The organism is Pseudomonas sp. AC136 (assembly GCF_979258585.1).
In genome coordinates this window covers 590,881-612,252 of sequence record NZ_OZ409865.1, presented here as the reverse complement: position 1 = coordinate 612,252, position 21,372 = coordinate 590,881, and the positions used below count along the sequence as shown (strand labels likewise).

20 protein-coding genes are annotated in these 21,372 nt (G+C 60.6%); 8 read left to right on the top strand and 12 right to left on the bottom strand.

Features of this window, described 5'->3' with window-relative positions; translation table 11 throughout:
* Positions 1-36: 36 nt before the first annotated feature.
* The 3 genes from ACZZZU_RS02695 to ACZZZU_RS02685 form a co-directional block, all read right to left on the bottom strand.
* Positions 37-1,170: an FAD-dependent oxidoreductase gene (locus ACZZZU_RS02695; RefSeq protein ID WP_463549648.1), complete on the bottom strand. Its 1,134-nt coding sequence runs from the start codon at positions 1,168-1,170 to the stop codon at positions 37-39.
* Positions 1,171-1,545: 375 nt separating this feature from the next.
* Positions 1,546-1,893, bottom strand: a complete 348-nt coding sequence (locus tag ACZZZU_RS02690) for a Rieske 2Fe-2S domain-containing protein (protein ID WP_122496295.1) — start codon at positions 1,891-1,893, stop codon at positions 1,546-1,548.
* 3 nt (positions 1,894-1,896) lie between these two features.
* Positions 1,897-2,838, bottom strand: coding sequence for a VOC family protein (locus ACZZZU_RS02685; protein ID WP_122496296.1), 942 nt, complete (start codon positions 2,836-2,838; stop codon positions 1,897-1,899).
* 279 nt (positions 2,839-3,117) lie between these two features.
* On the opposite strand from ACZZZU_RS02685, the gene ACZZZU_RS02680 reads away from it, so the two are divergent.
* Positions 3,118-4,041, top strand: a complete 924-nt coding sequence (locus tag ACZZZU_RS02680) for a LysR family transcriptional regulator (RefSeq protein ID WP_463382708.1) — start codon at positions 3,118-3,120, stop codon at positions 4,039-4,041.
* A 485-nt stretch (positions 4,042-4,526) separates the two neighbouring features.
* Positions 4,527-5,684, top strand: coding sequence for an alpha/beta hydrolase family protein (locus ACZZZU_RS02675; protein ID WP_463549647.1), 1,158 nt, complete (start codon positions 4,527-4,529; stop codon positions 5,682-5,684).
* A 66-nt stretch (positions 5,685-5,750) separates the two neighbouring features.
* On the opposite strand, the gene ACZZZU_RS02670 is transcribed toward ACZZZU_RS02675, so the two are convergent.
* Both ACZZZU_RS02670 and ACZZZU_RS02665 read right to left on the bottom strand, forming a co-directional pair.
* Positions 5,751-6,824, bottom strand: coding sequence for a Rieske 2Fe-2S domain-containing protein (locus tag ACZZZU_RS02670; RefSeq protein WP_463549646.1), 1,074 nt, complete (start codon positions 6,822-6,824; stop codon positions 5,751-5,753).
* Positions 6,825-6,852: 28 nt separating this feature from the next.
* Positions 6,853-7,800: a PDR/VanB family oxidoreductase gene (locus ACZZZU_RS02665; protein WP_463549645.1), complete on the bottom strand. Its 948-nt coding sequence runs from the start codon at positions 7,798-7,800 to the stop codon at positions 6,853-6,855.
* A gap of 273 nt (positions 7,801-8,073) precedes the next feature.
* Between ACZZZU_RS02665 and ACZZZU_RS02660 the strand changes: the two genes are divergently transcribed.
* Entirely contained in the window at positions 8,074-8,544 is a 471-nt protein-coding gene (locus ACZZZU_RS02660; RefSeq protein ID WP_463549644.1) for a MarR family winged helix-turn-helix transcriptional regulator, read from the top strand.
* Between the two features lie 5 nt (positions 8,545-8,549).
* Here the strand turns inward: ACZZZU_RS02660 and ACZZZU_RS02655 are convergent, their stop codons facing one another.
* The 3 genes from ACZZZU_RS02655 to ACZZZU_RS02645 all read right to left on the bottom strand — a co-directional run bounded on the left by ACZZZU_RS02655 (position 8,550) and on the right by ACZZZU_RS02645 (position 11,971).
* On the bottom strand, positions 8,550-9,878 hold the full coding sequence (locus ACZZZU_RS02655) for an erythromycin esterase family protein (protein WP_463549643.1): 1,329 nt from the start codon (positions 9,876-9,878) through the stop codon (positions 8,550-8,552).
* Between the two features lie 11 nt (positions 9,879-9,889).
* Positions 9,890-10,117: a PLD nuclease N-terminal domain-containing protein gene (locus tag ACZZZU_RS02650; RefSeq protein WP_122496309.1), complete on the bottom strand. Its 228-nt coding sequence runs from the start codon at positions 10,115-10,117 to the stop codon at positions 9,890-9,892.
* A gap of 87 nt (positions 10,118-10,204) precedes the next feature.
* A complete protein-coding gene (locus ACZZZU_RS02645) occupies positions 10,205-11,971 on the bottom strand; it encodes a thiamine pyrophosphate-requiring protein (protein ID WP_463549642.1) in 1,767 nt (588 codons plus the stop codon).
* A 282-nt stretch (positions 11,972-12,253) separates the two neighbouring features.
* Here ACZZZU_RS02645 and ACZZZU_RS02640 point away from each other — a divergent pair, with 282 nt between their 5' ends.
* The 4 genes from ACZZZU_RS02640 (at position 12,254) to ACZZZU_RS02625 (ending at position 14,401) form a co-directional block, all read left to right on the top strand.
* The gene (locus tag ACZZZU_RS02640; RefSeq protein WP_122496313.1) at positions 12,254-12,427 is read left to right on the top strand and encodes a con-10 family general stress protein; all 174 of its coding nucleotides are present in this window, start codon (positions 12,254-12,256) and stop codon (positions 12,425-12,427) included.
* A 154-nt stretch (positions 12,428-12,581) separates the two neighbouring features.
* Positions 12,582-13,145, top strand: a complete 564-nt coding sequence (locus ACZZZU_RS02635) for an ATP-dependent Clp protease proteolytic subunit (protein WP_122496315.1) — start codon at positions 12,582-12,584, stop codon at positions 13,143-13,145.
* A 97-nt stretch (positions 13,146-13,242) separates the two neighbouring features.
* Positions 13,243-14,223: an SDR family oxidoreductase gene (locus ACZZZU_RS02630; RefSeq protein WP_463549641.1), complete on the top strand. Its 981-nt coding sequence runs from the start codon at positions 13,243-13,245 to the stop codon at positions 14,221-14,223.
* A 22-nt stretch (positions 14,224-14,245) separates the two neighbouring features.
* Positions 14,246-14,401, top strand: coding sequence for a hypothetical protein (locus tag ACZZZU_RS02625; RefSeq protein WP_463382702.1), 156 nt, complete (start codon positions 14,246-14,248; stop codon positions 14,399-14,401).
* Positions 14,402-15,294: 893 nt separating this feature from the next.
* On the opposite strand, the gene ACZZZU_RS02620 is transcribed toward ACZZZU_RS02625, so the two are convergent.
* The 3 genes from ACZZZU_RS02620 to ACZZZU_RS02610 all read right to left on the bottom strand — a co-directional run bounded on the left by ACZZZU_RS02620 (position 15,295) and on the right by ACZZZU_RS02610 (position 20,259).
* Positions 15,295-15,543 (bottom strand): metallothionein, encoded by a 249-nt coding sequence (locus tag ACZZZU_RS02620; RefSeq protein ID WP_463549640.1) that lies wholly within the window; start codon positions 15,541-15,543, stop codon positions 15,295-15,297.
* 114 nt (positions 15,544-15,657) lie between these two features.
* Positions 15,658-19,785: a CheR family methyltransferase gene (locus ACZZZU_RS02615; protein WP_463549639.1), complete on the bottom strand. Its 4,128-nt coding sequence runs from the start codon at positions 19,783-19,785 to the stop codon at positions 15,658-15,660.
* Between the two features lie 243 nt (positions 19,786-20,028).
* Complete coding sequence (locus ACZZZU_RS02610) at positions 20,029-20,259, bottom strand: DUF2188 domain-containing protein (RefSeq protein WP_122496323.1); 231 nt, start codon at positions 20,257-20,259, stop codon at positions 20,029-20,031.
* Between the two features lie 368 nt (positions 20,260-20,627).
* On the opposite strand from ACZZZU_RS02610, the gene ACZZZU_RS02605 reads away from it, so the two are divergent.
* The gene (locus ACZZZU_RS02605; protein WP_122496325.1) at positions 20,628-21,107 is read left to right on the top strand and encodes a CinA family protein; all 480 of its coding nucleotides are present in this window, start codon (positions 20,628-20,630) and stop codon (positions 21,105-21,107) included.
* A gap of 26 nt (positions 21,108-21,133) precedes the next feature.
* Here the strand turns inward: ACZZZU_RS02605 and ACZZZU_RS02600 are convergent, their stop codons facing one another.
* On the bottom strand, positions 21,134-21,355 hold the full coding sequence (locus ACZZZU_RS02600) for a hypothetical protein (protein WP_122496327.1): 222 nt from the start codon (positions 21,353-21,355) through the stop codon (positions 21,134-21,136).
* Between the last annotated feature and the right edge of the window lie 17 nt (positions 21,356-21,372).

The following is a 21,372-nucleotide window of genomic DNA, read 5'->3' as shown; positions in this document are numbered from 1 at the left end:
TGCCGCGAACGCCCGACGGGCATTCGCGGGGTGAAATCAGATGGGCTCGGCCGTCAGCGCGAGCATTTGCTTGACCAGGCCGATGCGGTCGAACTCGCGGTCGTGCTGCATTTCTTTGTCGCCGGCCAGCACCGACTTCTCGCTGATGTATTTGCAGCGTTCGAAGCGGCGCTTCATGAAGCGCTGCAACTGCTCCTCCACGCTGCCGCCGGCGGTGAGTTCCTCACCAAGCACCACCGCATCTTCAATCGCCATGCCGGCGCCCTGCCCCAGGTGCGGCGTGGTGGCGTGGGCGGCGTCGCCAATAATCAGCACGCGGCCGCGGTACCAAGGCTCGTCGACAAACACCACTTCCATAGGCTTGTAAACCACCTGGCTGCTGTCGGTGATTTGCTCGCGCAGCTCACCCACCAACCCGGTAAAACCTTGCATGCGCTCGCGCATTTTTTCGGCAAGGGTGGCGGTGTCCATCCACGGGTTGTTCGGTTCGTGGGACGTCAGAAACAGGTACATCAGATCGCCCGCCAGCGGCACCAACCCGGCATTGCCGTCGGCGCTCTGGAAGTTGGCCAGGTGATCGATTTGCTCAGCGCGGGGGAAGTTGTAACGCCACACCGACTGGCCAGTGAAACGCGGCGTGTAGGTGTCGCCAAACAGCAGGCTGCGCACTTTCGAATAGAGGCCATCGGCGCCGACCATCAGGTCGTAGTCGCCGCTGCTGCCGTCGGTGAACAGCACGTTGACGCTGTCGGCGTGTTCGGTAAGGGTTTCAACGCTAAGACCCAAGCGCACGCTAGCGCCCAGTTCCATCGCGGTTTCGCTCAGTACCTTGTGCAACGCCAAGCGTGAAATACCGACGTTGGCCGGGTACTCCGGCCCAGCGAGCCGCTGGCCTGGAATGCGTGCCAGCAGTTGCCCGGCTGGGCCATAAATGGCGACGTCTTCGAAGGCGTAGGCGGCGTCGAGGTAGCCGTCGAGTACGCCCAGCTTGGCCATCTCACGCACTACGTTGCTTTGCTGAATGATGCCGACGCCGTACACGGTCCATTCGGCTTTCAGCTCGATCAGGTCAACCGCAATGCCCTTACGCCGTAGTGCGATGGCGGCGCACAACCCACCAATACCACCGCCCACCACCAAGACTTTTTTAACCGCGTTGACTGCATTCATGGCATGTCTCACTTCTTATTTTTGTTCGCCGAACGGCGCACGCGCCGCTTCGTTGTGGGCCACTTTCCCGGCAAAGCAGGAAGATGACTAATCGCTTATAGGGATGGGATGTATCGCGTGGGGAGATACGTCCCAAACAAACTCAACGGCTCTGCACCGCTCTCCCAAAACAAACTCAACGGCTCTGCACCCCTCTCCCAAAACAAACTCAACGGCTCTGCACCCCTCTCCCGCTCGCGGGAGAGGGGCCGGGGGTGAGGGCCACTGCGCGCACGATCGGCGCCCAATCCAACACCGCTCCCCTCACCCTAACCCTCTCCCCAAAGGGGCGAGGGGACTGGATTTGTGTGTCGCCTTCTAGCAGCGGAGAGGGGACTAGAAATGTGGCGCTTCGAGAACCAACCACCCTTCTTCTTCCCGCCACGCCACCGCCTGCAACCGCTCCCCCAAACACGGCCCGTACACACACTCCCCCGTCGCCGGAAGAAACTGCGCGCCGTGGGCGTAGCACATGATCAGTTGGCCATCGGCCGACATGAATCGGTCCTTGCGGTATTCCAGGCGTACGTCCAAGTGCGGGCAGCTGTTGCGGTACATACGAATTTCACCGTTGTGGCGCAGCACAAAGAGGCTGTCTTTGCCGCGCTGCTCGGGGTCGAAACCCCGGGCCTGGCCTTCGGCAATGTCCTCGCTGCGGCACAGGGCAATTTCACCTGCGGCCACCGCTTAGCCCTGCTTGGGTGGCGGACCACCCGGCGCCCATTTCTCTTTCGAGGTGAACAGGAACAGCTGCGAGTTATCGGCGGTCAGCGGCGCAACGCGGGCTTCCCAGGCGTCGTCGTGCTTGTCCATGTCGGCGTCGTATTCAATGTGGCAACCCAGCGGGCTGTTGAAGTACCAAAACCAGTTGGAGCCAAACAGGTGACGGCCCGGGCCCCAGAAACTGGTCCAGCCTTTCTGCTCAAAACGTCGGCCGGCCAACAGCACTTCGGTGCCGCTGCCCATGTGGAAGGTGAAGTGCTCGCAGCCTTTCATGTGCGGCGGGGTCTGGATCATGAACAGGCAGTGGTGATCGTCCGAGCCTGCCGGGCGCATAAACGGGCCGGCGCCGACAAAAGTGTCGGTGGTTTTAAAGCCCAGGCGGTTGGCATAGAACGCCTCGCCTTTGGCCGCGTCTGGCACGAAATAGACCACGTGCGACAAAGTGCGCGGCACGGCGGCCATGTCGAGGGTGATGCCCGGTTGGTTCAGCGGGCGCTGCGGCTCATGGCCGGGAGCGTTGCTGAGATCTGCCGGTGCGGTGAAGGCTTTGCGCACGGTGAGCTGGAAGCCGATGGCGAAACCGAGGTCGTCGACACTGTGCAGCACGCCCTGCTCGTCGCGGGTTACCAGGCGGTCGCGACCCAGTTCGTCTTCGATGGCATCGAGGTCGGCGGCGCTGGCGACGCCATAAATGGTTTCGCGAATGGACGGAGCCGGGCCGATGGCGGCTGGCAGGGTTGGGTCGTCGGCGCGGCGAATGACGACGGCGGTGCCGTCCAACGCCTCAAAGCGCCCGCCGTTGGCGTCAACGCCCACAGGGTGCAGGCCGTAGTCACGCAGGCAATCGGTACAGGCTTGGATGTCATCGACACCAAAGATCAGGGCGTCAAGGCCAATGATGTTCATGGCTACCACTCCATTGAAATTATGATCCGGCGCGAGGAGAACGACGCCGGTGGTGGTGTCGGTCACGGCCGACTGCGGCGAACTGTGCCGTCGGTGTGGGCAGCTGACTAATCGCGAGTTGGGATGTGACCTATCGGCAAACGCGATACCAGCGCGCACACCCATAGCGCCTGGCGGATAGCCGAAAACGGAGCAGGAGAATTCCGAGGCAGGGTTGACGAAGCGATGGTTTGACTCGAATGTATCGCCAAAATAAATACAAGAACGAGATTGACCGCCATGCGTTTCAACCACCTGGACCTCAACCTCCTGGTGGCGCTGGATGTGTTGCTTGAAGAGCAGAACATCACCCGCGCCGCTGAACGTCTGCACATGACTCAGTCCGCCACCAGCGGCGTGTTGGGTCGCCTGCGCACCTACTTCGAAGACGACTTGCTGGTGCAAGTCGGCCGCCGAATGCAGCCCACGCCCTACGCGCTGGAGCTGACCAAACCGGTGCGCGAAGTGCTGCTGACCATTCAATCGTCGATCACCGCCAAGCCGGTGTTCGACCCCAGTACCAGCAAGCGCCACTTCCGCCTGGTGACGTCCGACTACCTGATCAGCGTGCTGTTTGCCCAGGTGATCGAACGCATCCACCAAGAGGCGCCGCACATCACGTTCGAAATGATCGGCCCCAGCGACAACTCCGGCGAACTGCTGATACGCGGCGAAGTCGACCTGATGATCGTGCCCGACCGCTACACCCTCGAAGGTCACCCTTCGCAACTGCTGTTCGAGGAAGAACACGTGTGCGTGGTGTGGAACGGCAACACCCAAGTGGGCGAGCACCTGACCCTGGAAAAGTACATGGAGATGGGCCATGTCTCGGTGGGTTTCGGCCGCTCGCGACACATGAGCATCGAGGAATGGTTTATCACCCAATACGGCTTTAACCGGCGCCTGGAAGTGATCACCAACGACTTCAACACCCTGCCCCAGTTGGTGGTTGGCACGCAGCGCATCGCCACCATGCACCAGCGTTTGGCGCGCTTATACGCCGCGCATTTGCCGCTACGGATTTTGCCGCCGCCGGTCAAAATTCCGCTGATGCGTGAAGTGATGTTGTGGCACCGCAGCGTGGACGGCGACCCGATGCACCGGTGGTTGAGGGAACGCATCAGTGCGTTTATTCAGAGCGTGGATCAGGCTAAGGCGGCGTAATGAATACCTTTGCCGAGCTAACGTGTACGGCTTGAAATACTGGATCCCCGCGTGCGCGGGGATGACGGAGGTTTTGATGACGGGCGCGGTAAAAAGCTCGGCGCGTGCGGTGGTGACGGAGGTTTTGTTCAAGACACCCGTCATCCTCGCGCACGCGGCGGTCCGACGATTCGGGATCCAGAATCTTGGATGTGACGCAGGTTTTGATAACAGGCGCGGTATAGACAGATCACGCGCAAATCAAAATCTCGCGGCTAAAGCCGCTCCCACAGAACCACAGTAACTTTGTGGGATCGGCTGTGCCGCCATTCCACTTTAGCCACGATGCCTTCGACCCAAATCCAACCCCACCCAGGTATCGCCCCACCCGATACCTCACATCCCCACTCACGATTGGCCAACTACCTCGCCGCTCCTTACCGTGCCCACTAGCACGGGCCTGCCTGGCCCACTTCCGCCTGGCACGAATAAGGACAACAACAACCATGTTCCGCTACTTCCCTACCAACTACGTCTGGAACCTCTCCGTCGACCTGGCCATCGAAATGGGCGCCCGCCTCGGCGAGATCGAGGAAATGTGCGCGCCGTTGCAAGAGGCCGCCAAGCAACCCGACGCCGCTGGCACCAAGGCCTTCCGCGAAACCTGGCAGAAGATGGCCGACAAACTCTGCGGCCTTGCCGAAGAAGACGAACAGCACGGCCGCTTGCTGTCGGCCGGCGAAAAATACAACCGCGCCGCCACCTACTACCTCACCTGCGAACGCCTGCAAGCGCACGGCGCCGAAGGCCGCACAGCGCTGTATCAAACCTTTCTGCACACCTTCGCCCGAGGCATCGAGCTGTCGCAGGAGAACTGCGAGCGGGTCGAAATTCCATACGAAGGCGCTCACATTTCCGGCTTGCTGGTGCGTGCCGAAGGCGTGAGCGGCCCGCAGCCGATTCTGGTGCAGGTCAATGGCCTGGATTCCACAAAGGAAATGAAATACCGCGTCGGCCTGCCCGCCTGGCTGGCTAAACGCGGCGTCGCCTCGTTGATCATCGACCAGCCGGGCACTGGCGAAGCGCTGCGGTTGCACAATCTCACAGCGCGTTACGACAGTGAACACTGGGCCAGCCGCGTGGTGGATTGGCTGGAAAGCCGCAGCGAGTTCGATGCCAAGCGCATCGGGTTGGAAGGCGTCTCACTCGGCGGCTATTACTGCCCACGCGCGGTGGCGTTTGAACCTCGCTTCGCCTGTGGCGTGGTGTGGGGGGCCAACCACGATTGGCGTGATGTGCAGAAACGTCGCCTGGAAAAAGAAGGCAGCTTTCCGGTACCGCACTACTGGGCGCACGTGCGCTGGGTATGGGGCGCGAAGGATCAGGACGACTTCATGGCCATCGCCGAAAACGTGCACCTGGACGGCGTGCTCGACCGCATCAAGGTGCCGTTCCTGGTGACCCACGGCGAAAAGGATTCGCAGATTCCGCTGAAATGGGCGCACCGCACCTACGAGCAATTGGTGAACAGCCCGAAACGCGAGCTGAAAATCTTCACCGAGCGTGAAGGCGGTGTGCAGCATTCGAGTTTTGATAACAGCATTAACGCCGGCCATTACATTGCCGATTGGGTGGCGGAAACCTTGGGTGGACGTACCGCCTAATTTGTGCCGCTGAATACAAAAAACGCCGGTGTGTCCGGCGTTTTTTATGGGCAAACAGGCGGGGTATCAAGAATCCTGGCGCAACCGTTCGATGATTTTGCGCGCACGGTTGGCGCCCACGTCGACGTGAATGTCGATCATCGACGGCGTACCGAAGCGGCATATGTTTTGGTACTGGGCTTCGATCACTACCTTGTCTTCTTCAAACGTCAGCGCCGTCTGTTCGACCACCTTGGCTTTCACCGCTTCCTGGTCGGTTTGCGGGTTGGTGGCGATGGTCCAGAAATAGTGGCTGGTGGTCTCCGTTTCCGGCGTTACGCCGTGAAAACCACGCATGTGGAAGCCGCCGCGCTCAGGGTTGTGCAGCGATTCGGTACCGGCATCGACGGCGCCGGTCCAGATGCGCAGGTGGCTGACGTGAAATTCAATCTCCTGCCAGCGGTCGACCTTGTCTTTGAACGGATACGCGGCCACATAGGTGGGCGGTGGCACCGAGCCCGGCATATAGCGGGTGACCCGCACGCTGTGTTCGTCGCTCTCGACATTCATATGCGCGTTCATGTGAATGCTGGCGTTGCCGCCAATGGTGCGCAGGTGCACGTAGCCGAGGTGGCTGAGGTCCATAAGGTTGTCGTGGATAAGTTGGTACGGCGCGTCGTAGTGGTACACGTCGCCATCGAACAGGTAGAGGCCGCTGCTGTGCACCTCATACGCCGGTGGCTCGCAGGTGGGTTCGGGGTGCGCGGCGCTGCCAAACCAGATCCACACAATCTGGTCGCGCTCACGTACGTGGTACGCCGGCACCTTGGCTTTGCTGGGAATCTTTTCCTGCCCCGGCACTTCCACGCATTTGCCCGCCGCGTTGAACAGCAAGCCGTGGTAGCCACAGCGAATGCCCTGTTCGTCGAGCGTGCCGTGGGAGAGCGGCAAGGCCCGGTGGCAGCAGCGGTCTTCCAGCGCCGCCACCTGGCCGTCGGCGGTCCGAAACAGCACCACGGGCTTGTTCAATAACGTGCGGCCCACGGGTTTGTCCGTCAGTTGCCAGGCCAAGGCGGCCACGTACCACTGGTTCAGTGGGAAGGTGGAAATGGCGGGGGCGGCGGCATCGTAGCCAAGCGCTGTGGATTCAGGCACGGTCATAGAAAGCTCCGGTATTCAGGCGATGGGGTTACAAATCCAGCACCAGTCGCGGCGATTTGGCGCGCGAGCAGCACGGGGTGAATTGGTCGTTTTTGGCGTGTTCGGCTTCGCTCATAAACTGGTCGCGATGGTCGGGCGTGCCGCTGAGCACACGCGTGACGCAGGCGCCGCAGATGCCTTGTTCGCAGGAGGTTTCAATCTCGACCCCGGCCTCGTCCAGCACCTCGAACACACTGCGCTGCGATGGAATCTGAAACACTCGACCGGAGCGTACGAGCTCGACTTCGAACGGCTGATCGCCGTGGTGATCCGTCGGCGCTGCGCTAAAGAATTCGCGGTGCACGTGTGCGTCCGGCCAGCCTGCGGCGTGGGCGGCGCTGAGTACGGCATCGATAAAACCAAGCGGACCGCAGACGTACACATGGCGGTCGGCCGAGGGCGCATTCAAGACGGCGGCGAGATCCAATCGGTCGCCCTCGCTGTCGTCGTGCAGCGTTACGTGTTGAGCCAACGGCGCGTCGGCCAGCGTCGCCAGGAACGCCCCACGCGCGGGTGAGCGAAAGCAGTAGTGCAACGCGAAGTCGGCGCCCTTCGCGCTCAGTTCATGGGCCATGGCGATGATCGGTGTAATGCCAATGCCACCGGCGATCAGCAGGTGCGAACGGGCGTCAGCGGCCAGGGCAAATAAATTGCGTGGTTCGCTGATGCGCAGCGTGTGCCCCTCTTCTACCTGCTCATGCATGGCCTGCGATCCGCCGCGCGACTGCGCATCGCGCAGCACGCCAATCACATAGCGGTCGCGCTCGCCTGGCGGGTTGCACAACGAGTACTGGCGCACGACACCGGCCGGCGTGTGCACATCAATATGCGCACCGGCGCTAAAACCTGGCAGCGGCTCGCCGTTGGCGGCGCACAGTTCAAAACTACAAATGTCGTCGGCCTCGATGACCTTGCGACGGACTAAAACGCTGAGCATAAAAACACCCTCCACATTGAAGTGGCTGCAAAAAATACGGGGAAGGTTTAAGCGAAGGTTGAGCTTACGGCGCGCGCGCGCAGGCGCTTGATGGCGAGACGAGAATCGGGCGGTTCATGCTGAGCGGCCTGTTATTTATTTTTGTGGGTTCGGCTGTCGCATATGATGCGAGCAGCACGCGCACGACGCGGCTGCGGAGTAGATTCCAATCATTTAGTTGCGGTGTCAACTAATTTGCCAGTGCCGTTTATCTGACCCAAGGGCCATCCCAACATGACCGACTCGTCCCCCCTGGACCTCAACCGCTACGTTCCCGCTTTGCTTACGTTTTTGGCGAACAAACTGGCCACGGGCGCCTCGATCAGCTACCGCAAACATTTCGGGATTGGTGTGGTGGAGTGGCGTTTGATTGCGCTGCTTGCAGTGGAAGACAACATCACCGCCAACCAGATGTGCCAGGCCATCGGCTTGGACAAAAGTGCGGTAAGCCGCTCGCTGCAAGCACTGGAAGCAGCCGGCACCATTAGCGGCCAGACCGACAGCAGCGATGCCCGCCGCTACACCGTCAGCCTTACCGAACAGGGCCGCGTCTTGCATGATCGCGTGCTGAAAGTGGCGCTGGAACGTGAGCGCCGCTTGCTGAGTGATTTCACCCCGGAAGAAGTCGACACCCTGGTGAATCTGCTCGGCCGTATGCAAAGCAAGGTTGCCTACGTGAACGAGTACGACCCGCCCTCCCCTTAATCGCGCTACAGGCCAAACGGATAGGTGTCGGTTTCGTGGCTGGCCTCACCGGCAGGCGCGTCGAGCGGCGTGACTGGCGTGGTGGTTTCGAACCATAGGTAGGCGTCGTACTGCTCGCCCAGTACGCTTTCAAAATAGTGACTCTGACGCTCGCTTTGCGGCCGGTAAATCACACCGATGGCGCGTTGTAGCAAGGTTTCGCTGAGGGCGTCGCGCAGGCCCTGTTTGTCGGCACCGCGCCAGTCGGTAAGCGATTGCGGCACGCCGGCTTGCACAAACTGCTGCTCCCAACTGTCGGGCCGCGAAGGCTGCACGCGCTTGAAGCGCATGGGCGAACCCCAGTCGTCGGCGGCGGCCACTTCGCCACGGTCGGTGCCCATGCCGATCAACACCGCTTCCTCGCCCCAGGCCACACGACTGAGCTGCCCGAGATTGAATTCCCCCTGCCAGCCCATGGCCGTGGCGGCGGCATCGCCGATGTGTGAGTTATGCGCCCACACCACCGCTTTGGCCTTCGGGCCTCGGTGTTTGAGCAACTGCTTGAGCGTGTCGAACATGTGGTTGTCGCGCAGGTTCCACGACAGCGCGGAGCCTCGGTACATCAAGCGGTAATACTGCTCGGCGGCACGCACCACGCGGGCGTTCTGCGCGGCGTTGAACATCGCCTCGCTGCCTTCGAGGCTTTCCAGGCGCGCCCAGAGTAATTCGTGCAACTGGTCGAGCACGGCTTGCTCGCACGAGTCGCGACCGCCCCACTCTACCCGTTCGCCATAGGCCGCGGGGTTGTCTTGCCAGGGCGTCAGGCATTCGTAGCGCTTGCGCGCTTCGGCCGCGCGCGCGGGGTCGTTGGCGTCGAGGTAGCTGAGCACTGACTCGATAGACGAGCGCAAGCTGTACAAATCCAGCCCACGAAATTCGACGCGCTGCGCGGCGGCCAGCGGTTGGTTATGGCGATGCAGCCAGCGCACAAACTCCAACACCTCGCGGTTGCGCCACATCCACGTTGGGAAGCGTCCGAACAGCGGTTCGCTGTGTGCGGTTTGCGGAAGATGACGCACATGGGCATCGATGCGCGCGGCGTCGGGCCAGTCGCCTTCGATGGCCACAATGTTGAAACCGTGGTGCTCGATCAGGTGCCGGGTGATTGCCGCACGCGCCCGATAAAACTCGGCGGTGCCGTGGCTGGCTTCGCCGATCAGCACCACCTTGGCGTCTGCGTAACGGCTGAACAGCGCGCCGAACGCGGGGTCATCCACGGCCGGCAATGACTCGGCGTTGGCGCGCAGCAGCGCGGGCAAATCCCTCAGGTCGCGTTCGCGCTTTCTCACCCCCATCGCGCAGCGCCTTAGCCTTTACTGTGTTCGGCCGAGCTGGGCCCACCGCCCATGCCGCGCGGCCCGGCGATGGCCCAGTAAATCAGGCCCAGCACGGGGAAGATGGCGATGGCCAGGGCCCACAGCGATTTCGTCGAAACGCTCTTGCTGCTACGGAACACGCTGATGATGGCCCAGATATCCAGGACCACCAGAATGGCGCACAAGCCTATCCAGATGTAGGCGTTTAACTCGGGCATGACGGTTTCCTCCGGCATTGACTGTCTTAATTTCGGCCACGGCAAGCGCCGTCAGGTTCAGGCATTTTTTCCATGGCGCGCATTGGCTTACGACAGCAGTTGCTTGGCGCTTTGTTTGATCACGCTCCAGGCTTTAGGGTCGTTGCTCAGCAAGGAGCCGCCCAGTGCCTTGGCTTGTTCGAAACTGATGTGCGGCGGCAGCGGCGGCACGCTGGGGTCGGTGACCACTTCCAACAGCACCGGCCGCTTGGCCGCCAGGGCACGCTTCCAGGCGTCGGCGAGCTGCTCGGGCGAGTCCACCCGAATGCCTTCAAAGCCCAACAGCTCCGAATAGCGTGCATACGGAAAGTCGATCACGTGCTGCGCCGGAGTGAACTCCGGGTCGCCGGCTTTGGTGCGCTGCTCCCACGTCACCTGATTGAGGTCGTGGTTGTTGAGCACCAGCACGATAAAGGTCGGCGTCTGCCAGCGTTGCCAATACTGCTGCACCGTAAGCAGCTCGCTGTTGCCGTTCATTTGCATGGCGCCATCACCCACCATGGCGATGACAGGCCGCTGCGGGTGCGCCAGTTTCGCGGCGATGGCATAGGGCACGCCACTGCCCATGGAGGCCAACTTGCCCGACAACGAGGCGAGCATGCTGGGCTGCAGGTTGACGTCGCGCGCGTACCAGTTGGTGTGCGATCCGCTGTCGCCGCACAAGATGGCATCCGCCGGCAATTGCGCGCTCAGCTCGGTAAACACGCGCTGCGGATTGACCGGCTCGGCGCTTTTCATTGCGCGGCTGTGCAGTTCGTCGCGGCTACGCTGCACCTGCTTTTCAATGCCCTGGCGCCAGGCTTTGCTGCGTTTAGGTTTAAGCAAGGGAAGCAGGCGCTGCAGCGTTTCCTTGGCATCGCCGAGCAACGGTTGGTCGATGGGATAACGCATGCTGATGTTGCGGGCGAACAGGTCGATTTGCACCGCCTTGGCCTGGCCGGGTTTCGGTAAGAATTCGGCATAGGGAAACGTGGTGCCGATCATCAGCAGCGTGTCGCAACGGCGCATCAACTCATCGCTGGCGCGGGTGCCGAGCAAACCGATGGAGCCGGTGACATAAGGTAAGTCGTCGCTGAGCACCGCCTTGCCCAGCAGCGCCTTGGCTACGCCGGCGCCCAACGCGTTGGCCACCGCTTCCACTTCCAGGTGCGCACCGATGGCGCCCGCGCCCACCAGAATCGCCACGCGCCGGCCGGCGTTAAGCAGTTCAGCGGCGGCGGTTAAATCGTCGTCACGGGCGTAAGGGCGCGGTGGAATAAAGCCGAAGCCCGATTGCACCACGCCGTGTTTCTGCGGCGGTGTGGCCACGGCTTTCATCTGCTGAACGTCGTTGGGCACGATCACGGTGGTCACCTGCCGCTCGGCCACGGCGATGCGCAACGCGCGGTCCAGCACATGGCGAAGCTGCACGGGGCTGCCGACGGTTTCCACGTAGGCGCTGACGTCTTTGAACAAGGTGTGCAGATCGACTTCCTGCTGGTAGTCGCTGCCCAGGGCGGTTTGTGCCTGCTGGCCGACAATGGCGAGCACCGGTTGGTGGTCGAGTTTAGCGTCGTACAGGCCGTTCAAAAGGTGAATCGCGCCCGGCCCTGAGGTGGCCATGCACACGCCGATCTCGCCGGTAAATTTCGCATGGGCGCAGGCCATGAAGGCCGCCATTTCCTCGTGACGCACGCGGATGTAATCGAACTGTTCAGCGTGGCGCCCCATCGCGCCCATGATGCCGTTGATGCCATCGCCGGGGTAACCAAAGATGCGTTTCACACCCCACTGGCTGAGGCGTTCGAGAAGGAAATCAGCGACGGTATCGCTCATGGGCAGGGCTCCGTTGTTTACCAGGACTGGTAAGGACGACTGCCTGCTAAGGCGGGAGGTTCCGCCGATTCGATGGGTGCCCGTTGCGCCCTTAATGGCGTGGTGATTGCGTAACGATGGTTCCGGCATAGCCATAATACCGGTCCTTGGCATCACCGTAATATCGCTTATATATCAATAATTTATCGTTTAAAAAAATCCTGAACCAAGCGTGATTTGCACCGGCCCTATTTTCTGTGGCGGGCAATTTCGCCGGTCACCAAATTGTTTAGGAGACAGATCATGACTACTAGCAATAAGAACCCAGGCAACTTCGCTAACGACCGTCAAAAAGCTTCCGAAGCCGGCAAAAAAGGCGGCCAAGCCAGCGGCGGTAACTTCGCCAACGATCGTCAGAAAGCCTCTGAAGCCGGCCGCAAAGGTGGTCAGAACAGCCACGGCGGCGGCCGCGGGTAAGTGAAAACGAGCCCATGCAAACGAGGGTCTGCGCTGTCAGACCCTCACCCCTACTTAGCCTGAGGAGCAGCCCTTCCCTCGTCGGAACAGTGCAACTTTCCCGCCCCATTCTGGCTCAACGGCTAAGACGACCTGCAGCTAACGAGGCGAGCCGATGACCGAACATATCGTTCACTTTCACTGCCAAATCGATCAAGGCACCACCGAGCATTTTCGTGATTGCTGCCTGGAAGCCATGGAACAAGGTGCCACCTCCTTGCTGCTGAACTTGTCCACTACGGGTGGCAGTACCAACTTCGGTTTCAGCCTGTATACCTTTTTAAAATCGCTGCCGATTCCGGTCATGGCCATAAACGCCGGCAACATCGAGTCGATGGGCATCATCATGTACCTGGCCGCCCAGCACCGCATTACAGCGCCCCACTCACGCTTTCTGATTCACCCGATGAATTGGTATTTCAACCAGAGTTCGGTCGATCACCAGCGTCTGCGCGAATACCTTTCCAGCCTCGATAACGACCTGGCGCGGTACGTAAAGATTTTCGAAGTGGAAACCGCTACGGCCGCCACCAAGCTGGATATTTTCAAAAGTTTGTCGGCGGAAGAAAAAGTCATCGCGGCCCATGAATCGCTGGCCTATGGCTTGGCGCACGAGATGAAGCAAACCGTGTTTGGCGACGACGTTAAACACTGGAAAGTGCGCGGTGGCCAAGGATGAGTGACGCGCGCCTGCACTCCGTCGGCCAGGCTGAATTGTGTCGCGCTTGTTCGAGTCAGCCCCTTACACCCCAACGTTAAAACTGGAGGCTGACTTTATGCATACCCGTTCATTGAAACTCGCCACGGTCGTCATCACCGGTGCCTCCAGCGGCATCGGCCGCGCCGCCGCCCAGGCGTTCGCCCGTGAAGGCGCGCGCTTAGTGCTGGCCGCGCGCGACGCTGAGGCGCTGGAGCACGTGGTAGAAGAATGCAAAGCCTTGGGCGCGCAGGCCATCGCAGTGCCCACGGACGTCACCCAGAATGCCGACATGGAAAACCTCGCCAGCAGCGCGGCGGTGTTTGGCGAAGGCCGCATTGATGTATGGATTAACAATGCCGGCGTCGGCGCGGTCGGCAGCTTTGACGACACGCCCCTGGCCGCCCACGAACAAATCGTGCAGACCGACTTGCTTGGCTACCTGCGCGGTGCCTATGTGGTGTTGCCGTACTTCAAGAAGCAGCATGCGGGCGTGTTGATCAACACCTTGTCTGTCGGCAGTTGGGTCGCGCAGCCATACGCCGCCGCGTATTCGGCGAGCAAATACGGCTTGCGCGGCTTGACCGAAGCCTTGCGCGGCGAGCTCACCCAATGGGCGGACATTCACATTTGCGACGTCTACCCCGCCGTCATCGACACTCCCGGTTTCCGCGATGGCGGCAACTATTCCGGCAGCGCGTTAAAGCCGCCACCGCCCGTTTACGACCCGCGCGTGGTGGCCGAAGCGATGGTGAAACTGGCGCTTAATCCCAAGCCCAGCAAAACCGTTGGCGCCACCGCTGTCGCATTGCGTTTGGGGCATTTCCTGATGCCGGGATTTGCCCAGCTGTCCGGCTTGCTGACTGGCCTGGCATTAAAGCGCGGCCGACGCAGCGCTACTTCCTCCGGCAACCTGTTCGGCACACCCAGCGGCGAGCGCCGTATCGACGGCGGCTGGCGCGCGGCCGGCTATGGCAATGAAAAACTGATGTACTCGGCGGCGGCCGTGATTATTGGGTCCGGGCTGTTCTGGTGCCTGGCTAAACGTAGCAATCGATAACAACCCACACGAGGAAATGACCATGAGTGCAGGTAACGACAACACGCCTATTGCGGACGAAATTAACGACCCGGGGAACGAAGATCCGGGCTCGGTTTGGCCGGTTCAGCAGGAGCAAACGCCCAAGCCGCAGATTGATGAGGCTGAGGAGGTTTATGAGCAGGATGATGCGGAGTAGAGGGTTGCTGGGTTTGATACAGCGTGCGGTCGGCTTCTGATTTTTATTCGCTGACGGATTCTGCATCCCGAATCGTCGGACCGCCGCCTTCGCGGGGATGACGGTGGTTTTATCACGGGCTTGTAATTCATACCTCAAGAACCAAAACCACTACACCGTCATTCCCGCGAAAGCGGCGGTTCGACGACTCGAAATCCAGAATCTCATGGCAAGCGCAAATGAGGGGCCAACGCAGCCTTGATGACCGGAAACGTCGGCCTTCGCTGCGCTCAACCCAACCTACGATTGCCCTCACGCTTTGCACGTGCTGAACGATACTGGATCCCCGCTTTCGCGAGAATGACGGTGGTGGGGTTGGGGATTTGATGGTTATTACATGACCCGATAAAGACACCCGTCATTCCCGCGAAAGCGGGAATCCAGAGTTTCACGGCAAGCGCAAATGACGGGCCAACGCATCCTCGATGACCGGAAACGTCGGGCTTTCGCTGCGCTCAACCCAACCTACGATTGCCCTCACGCTCTGCACGTGCTGAACGACCCTGGATCCCCGCCTTCGCGGGGATGACGGTGGTTTTTTTCACGGGCTTGTAATTCATACCTTAAGAGCCAAAACCTCTACACCGTCATTCCCGCGAAAGCGGCGGTTCGACGACTCGAAATCCAGAATGGCAAGCGCAAATGAGGGGCCAACGCAGCCGTGATAACGGGAAACGTCGGGCTTCGCTGCGCTCAACCCAGCCTACGACTCCCCTTAAGGTGTTTATCTGCTGAACGACCCTAGATCCCGAATCGTCGGACCGCCGCCTTCGCGAGGATGACGGGGTGGGGTTGGGGATTTGATGGTCATTACCTGACCCAGTAAAAATAACCCGCCATCCATGCCCCTCCCCTCACGGCGAAATCGGATCACTCGCCGGAAACGTCTCTTCCAGCGCGTTATCCAAATCCCCTTCATTCACGTCGCGGTTGTCTTCCTTGCTGCTGCTTTCACAGTGGCAATCCGCCGACGGGCATTTCTCGCCGTGTTGGTGATGGGTTGCGCACGCTTCGCTGCAGTACAGCTCGCCGTCGTGGTTGTACACGGTGCCTTCGCTGACTTCGCATACGCAGCCTGGACAGCCGCATTGGTTGGGTTTCATAGCCACCTCCACATCAGTTATCGAACAGTCCAACGCCACGGTTTTACGCGTCGGGTGTGTCTTTTAACTGACCGTGGGGCGCCGCTGTTCAACCCATGTCGGCGACCAATGGTTTCACCCTTTCAGCGCGCCCAGTTCCAGGGCCGTGCGTTGCAAGGTTTCCAGTGACACTGGCTTGCTTACATGGGCGTTGAAGCCGGCTTGGTAGGCTTGTTCCACATCGGTGACAGCGCCGAATCCTGTCAGGGCAATGGCCGGTGTTTTCTCCCAACCGCTGAGTTGACGGACTCGCCGCATCAGCTCGTGACCGTCCATGCCAGGCATGCTGATGTCCGAGAGAATCAGGTCGTACTGATTGCCCTCCAGCAGCGCCAGCGCGCCATTGCCATCGCCCGCGGTGTCGACCAGCGCGCCTTCGAGTTCGAGCAGCGCTTGCATCACTTCGCGGATGTCGTCCGAATCGTCCACCAGCAACACCCGCACGCCGGTGAATTGGCCCTCGGCCGGCTGTTCGGAGAAGTCCAGGTCGGTAAGGCTCTGGTACAGCGGCAGCCACACGGTGAAGGTTGAGCCCTGCCCCAGCCCCGGTGATTGCGCTTCGATACGCCCGCCCTGGGCTTCGATCAGTTCGCGCACCAACGCCAGGCCGATGCCCAGGCCGGGCTTACGCGGCGCTCGGTGGGCTTCAGGGGCCTGACCGAACAGGTCGAAAATTTTCGGCAATGATTCAGCCGCTATGCCTTGGCCATCGTCGTGCACCGTCACTTTCAGGAAGTCATCTTCCTGGCTAAGACCCACACGAATAGCGCCGCCGTCCGGGGTGAATTTCACGGCGTTGTTGAGCAGGTTCCACAGAATCTGTTCCACGCGCACCGGGTCGGCTTCGGCCACCAAGGGATCGCAGCCAGGCGACGGCAGATCGACTTCGATGCTGATGTCTTTTTCCCAGGTTTCGGCGCTCAACACGCTGGTGATTTCTTCCAGAATGTTCTGCACGATCACCGGGCCCACGTTGAGCTTGAGCTTGCCGGTGTTGATGCGCGACAGGTCGAGCAAGTCGTCGATGATGCGTGCCTGGCTGGACACGGCATTGAGGATGGTTTCCACCGCACGGGCCGCCACCGCCTGGGATTTCACCACGGACAAACGCGCCACCAGCTCGGCGTTGAGTTGAATCAGGTTCAGCGGGTGTTTGAGCTCGTGGGACATCATGGCGAAGAACTCGTCGCGCATGCGGATGTTGCGCTGGTTCTGTTCCAGCCGGTTTTCCTGCTCGGCTTCCACGCGTTTTTTGCCGGTGATGTCGCGGCCGATCATGGCGTACCCGTTGGGGCCGCCGTTGGGCAAGGCGGTGACTACGCTGTTGCAGAAAAAACGGCTGCCGTCGCGGCGCGCGTGCCAGCAGTCGTCTTCCACTCGGCCGGTTTGGGCGGCGCCTTGCAGCTGCCGATTGATCATCTGCGTGCGTTGTTCTTCGTCGCCGTAAATCAGTTCGGCGTGCTTGCCCATCACGGTCTCTTCGCTGTAGCCATAGGCTTGCTCGGCGCCTTTGTTCCAGCCGGTGATGCAGCCCTGATGGTCGAGCGTGACGATGATGTAGTCCTGCGTACTCTCGGCCACCAGCCGCAGGCGCTCCTCGCTTTGCCGCGCTTTATCCTCGGCTTCGCGCCGTTGGGTGATGTCGATAAAGGTCAGCACCGCGCCGTCGATCAGGTTGTCGGTGGTGCGGTACGGCAGGATGCGCGCGATGTACCAGCGGCCATTAACGCCGGCCACTTCGCGCTCCATGGAGCGCAGCGATTCAAAGGTTTTGCTGGCATCAATGGCCATGTCCGGGTAGTCGAGACGGTGGGTGATATCCAGCAGCGAACGGCCATGGTCGCTGGCAATGATGTTGAAAATTTCGGTGGCGCGCGGGGTGAAGGATTTGATCCGCATCTGGTGGTCAACGAACACCGTGGCGATGTCCGTCGAGGCGATCAGGTTTTGCAGGTCGTCGTTGATCTTGCCGGTTTCTTCTACCTTGGTTTTCAGCTCCAGGTTAACGGTGATCAGCTCTTCGTTGATCGACTGCAACTCTTCCTTGCTGGTTTCCAGCTCTTCGGTGGTCGAGCGCAATTCTTCGTTAATGGCCTGCAACTCTTCGTTGGAGGCTTTGAGCTCTTCGGTCGAGGTTTCCGATTGTTCGATGGTGCCTTGCAACTGCTCTTTGGTGCGTTGCAGTTCGCTTTCCAGCTGGGCCAGCACGTTGTCTTTGGCGTCGGCATGGGCGGGCTTGGGGTCTTCGCTCATGGTTTCTTCGACTTCGTCGAAAATTACCAGGGCAAAGTCGGTGTCCAGGTCGCGGAACGGGCGCACCACCATGTTGATAAACGTGCTGACGCCGTCGCGCTCATGCCTGACCCGTCGCGCTTCCACGCTCTTGCGCGACTGAAAGGCTTGAAACAACGCGGTGCGCAGTTCCAGGCGCAACGAGGGATGAATCAACGACAACAGGCTGTGGGACGGTTCGCCGCCGGCGTGGCGCAGGTAGCGGCCGACCTGCTCGGACATGTGCACGATCTGCGAATCGTGATTGACGATGACACTCGGCGGCGCGTACTGCTCCAAAACCCGCCGATGCACTTCGGCAAACGAGACCCGCGCGCTCTGCGCGATTTTCTTGCTCGGCTCCACCACGACGCCGGGGTACACATTAACGGCCAATTGGGCGCTGGAACGGCTAACCGACGTCACCGCCTTGGTGCGGAAAATACGGTTCTTCTTGTCCACCGCCACGAAGAGATCGCCGCATGCGTCCGCCGACTCGGAGCTGCCCAGCATCAGGTAGCCACCGGGCATCAAGGCAAAGTGAAACATGCGCAAAATTTCAGCTTGTACTTCGCGGTCGAGGTAGATCAGAAGGTTGCGGCAGGAAATCAGGTGCACTTTGGAAAACGGCGGATCGCGCAGCAAGTTGTGCATGGCGAACAGCACCCGCTCACGAATTTCCTTTTTCACCCGGTAGCGCGACTGCTCTTTGCTGAAGTACTGCCGCAGGCGCTGCGGCGGGATGTCCGGAATGATCGCCTCGGGGTACAGCCCCCCTCGGCCGATGGCGATCGAGCGCTCGTCGATGTCAGTGGCGAACACCTGGAATTTGCGACTGCTTTCGCTTTGTTGCGCGTGGTCGGCCAGCAGCATGGCCATGGAATAGGCTTCTTCGCCGGAGGAGCAGCCGGCCGACCAGACCCGCACCTGGGTTTCTTCGTCGGTCGGCATTTCGAACAGGCGCGGAACCACATCGCGCTCAAGCGCTTCGAAGGCGTCGCGGTCACGGAAGAAGTTGGTCACGCCAATCAGCATGTCGCCCAACAACTGGCTGGTTTCAGCGGGTGTGCTTTGCAGGTAAGCGCGGTAGGCCGGCAGGTCGCGCAGCTGGTTGACCTGCATGCGCCGCTCGATGCGGCGAATCACGGTGGCGCGTTTGTAGTGTTTGAAATCGTGGCCCGTACGGGTGCGCAAAATGCCGAGAATTTCTCGAAACGCCGTTTCGGCGGCGCCGGCCTCTTCCTCGTCCATCTCCTGGCGCACCGATGCCTGCAACTGCACGTCCGAGGTCAGCTGAATGCTGCGCATGGTCTCCCACAATTCGAGGATTTTTTGCGGCAAGTCGGCGACCGGCAGCACGAAATCCACCTGGCCGGTGGCGATGGCGGCGCGCGGCATGCTGTCGTACTCGGCGTCGTCGGGGCTTTGACACAAGGTCACGCCGCCCTGCTCCTTTACGCGGCACATGCCCGCTGCGCCATCGCTGCCGCTGCCGCTGAGAATCAGCGAAATGGCGCGCTCGCTATGGGCGTCGGCGAGGGTGCGCAGGAACACGTCGATGGCGATATGGCGCGGCTGGTCGTTGGCCAGCGGTGTAACGCTCAGGTAACCATCGTTCATGGTCAATTGCTGGGCGGGGGAAATCAGGTAGATGCAGTTCTGCTCAATGGGCACCGGCTGGGTGATCTGGCGAACCTTCATCTTGGTGACTTTCTGCAGAATGCGGTCGGCGGTGCTCTCGTGTTTAGGCGAGAGGTGCATCACCACCACGAACGCTAGCCCGGTGTTATTGGGCAGGTTCTCGAACAGCTTCAACAGCGCTTGCAGCCCGCCCGCCGAAGCGCCGATGCCCACCACGGGAAAGCGCAGGTGACTGGGTTGAATAGTCGACGCCTCTTTGGCGCTCTTGCTAGAGCCGGTAGCCTTGCTCATACGTTCTCCGTGGGCCACCCGCTGGAGTGCAGTTCACTCATCGCGCAGCTAAAAAAAATACAAAACCTCGCTGACCAACCGACGGTTGCCGAACTGCGAACGCGTAACCGACATTTTGCCAAGCGCACAGAATATAAACGTGAAATGGACGGAAAAGGCTTAGCCAGCCGCCTTAAAAAAGTGGCCGGTATTGAAGCAGAATCCAGGGGGCGATTCAAAAGCCGTTGAAGGCGGCGCTGGCATTCAACCCGCTGAGCGGCGGGGGTCAGCACTTCGCGGGTACGTGCGCTCTTCTTCCAGGGTGCCATCTTCGCGATGAATCTTCACCGAGGCGGCCGTGGCCTTGTTGTCCAGCAGCTCGGCGGTCTTGTGCAAGATGCTGGCTTTGGTTTCGGCGGTGGTGATGGTGGTTTCGGTTTTTTCTTGCTTGAGCGCCCAGCCATTCAGAATGGGGACGATGTGATAGTTGTTCATCGCTGTATTCCTGTTGTGCCCCAGCGCTATCCGGCTGGGTGAAAGGGTTTGCCGTTTGCCCGGCTCGCGGGGCAAGGCCAAACGGCGCCTAAAGCGAATGTGAGGGTGGCTCTGTCGGGCCTGATTCGTAACTCGCTGTCGGCGGAACCTGCTGCTGCATTTGACCGATTGTTTTATTCGGAGCGCGGCATTTTCATATCAGTTCAGCATTTTTTTTGCTCGACCGAAGCGCGTAACCAAGCGAAACGCCTGGAATTTTCTCTCGGTGTCCCCTTCTGTTGCTGAAACAAAATTCCCGCTCCGGTTGCCCTAGCTTGTAACGGCCTGCACACACAACAACGGCCGAGCACGCGCAGGAGAAAACGCCTATGGAACTCGCCCAACAAGTCGTCGACTTTCTTCAATCCCACAACCGCACGCTGGCCACCGCCGAGTCGTGCACAGGCGGCCGCGTCGCCGCCTTGCTCACCGAAGCACCCGGCTGCGGCAGCTGTTTGAATTGTGGTTACGTGGTGTATTCGCCCGAGGCCAAGAAACGCCTGCTCGGTGTGCGCCAGATGACCATCGACACCTTTGGCCTGACCAGCGAGGAAATTACCGTGGAAATGGCTCGCGGCGCCCTGCAGGTGAGCAGCGCCGACACGGCGGTGGCCACCACCGGAGTCTCCGGGGAGCAAGCCATGGACGGCGTGTTGCCCGGCACCGTGTGGTTCGCCTGGGCGTACAAAGTCGGCAATGACGTTCATGTGGCGACCCACAAAGAGCGTTTCTTCGGTGACCGCCAAGAGGTCCAGCTCAACAGCGCGCGGTTTGCCCTGGAAGGCGTGATGCGCCATCTGCCGAAATAAACGTGGGCAGCCCTGGGCCGGCGCGCTCAGGGCTGTTTGTAGTGCGCTGGGGTTTCGCCTTTTTCGTGGGTTCGGGTGATTTTGCTCACCTCGATGTCGGTGATGTTCATCGGCGACTCGCCCTGATGCTTGGCCTCCAACTCCGTGCGTGCCTGGGCCACCGACAGGGTGTCAGCGCTTGAATGCAGCTCTTCGTGCATGGGTTGGTTATTCAGCACGTAGCTGACCAGAAAAAGATGCTTACTCATGACTGCCTCCCGTGCAG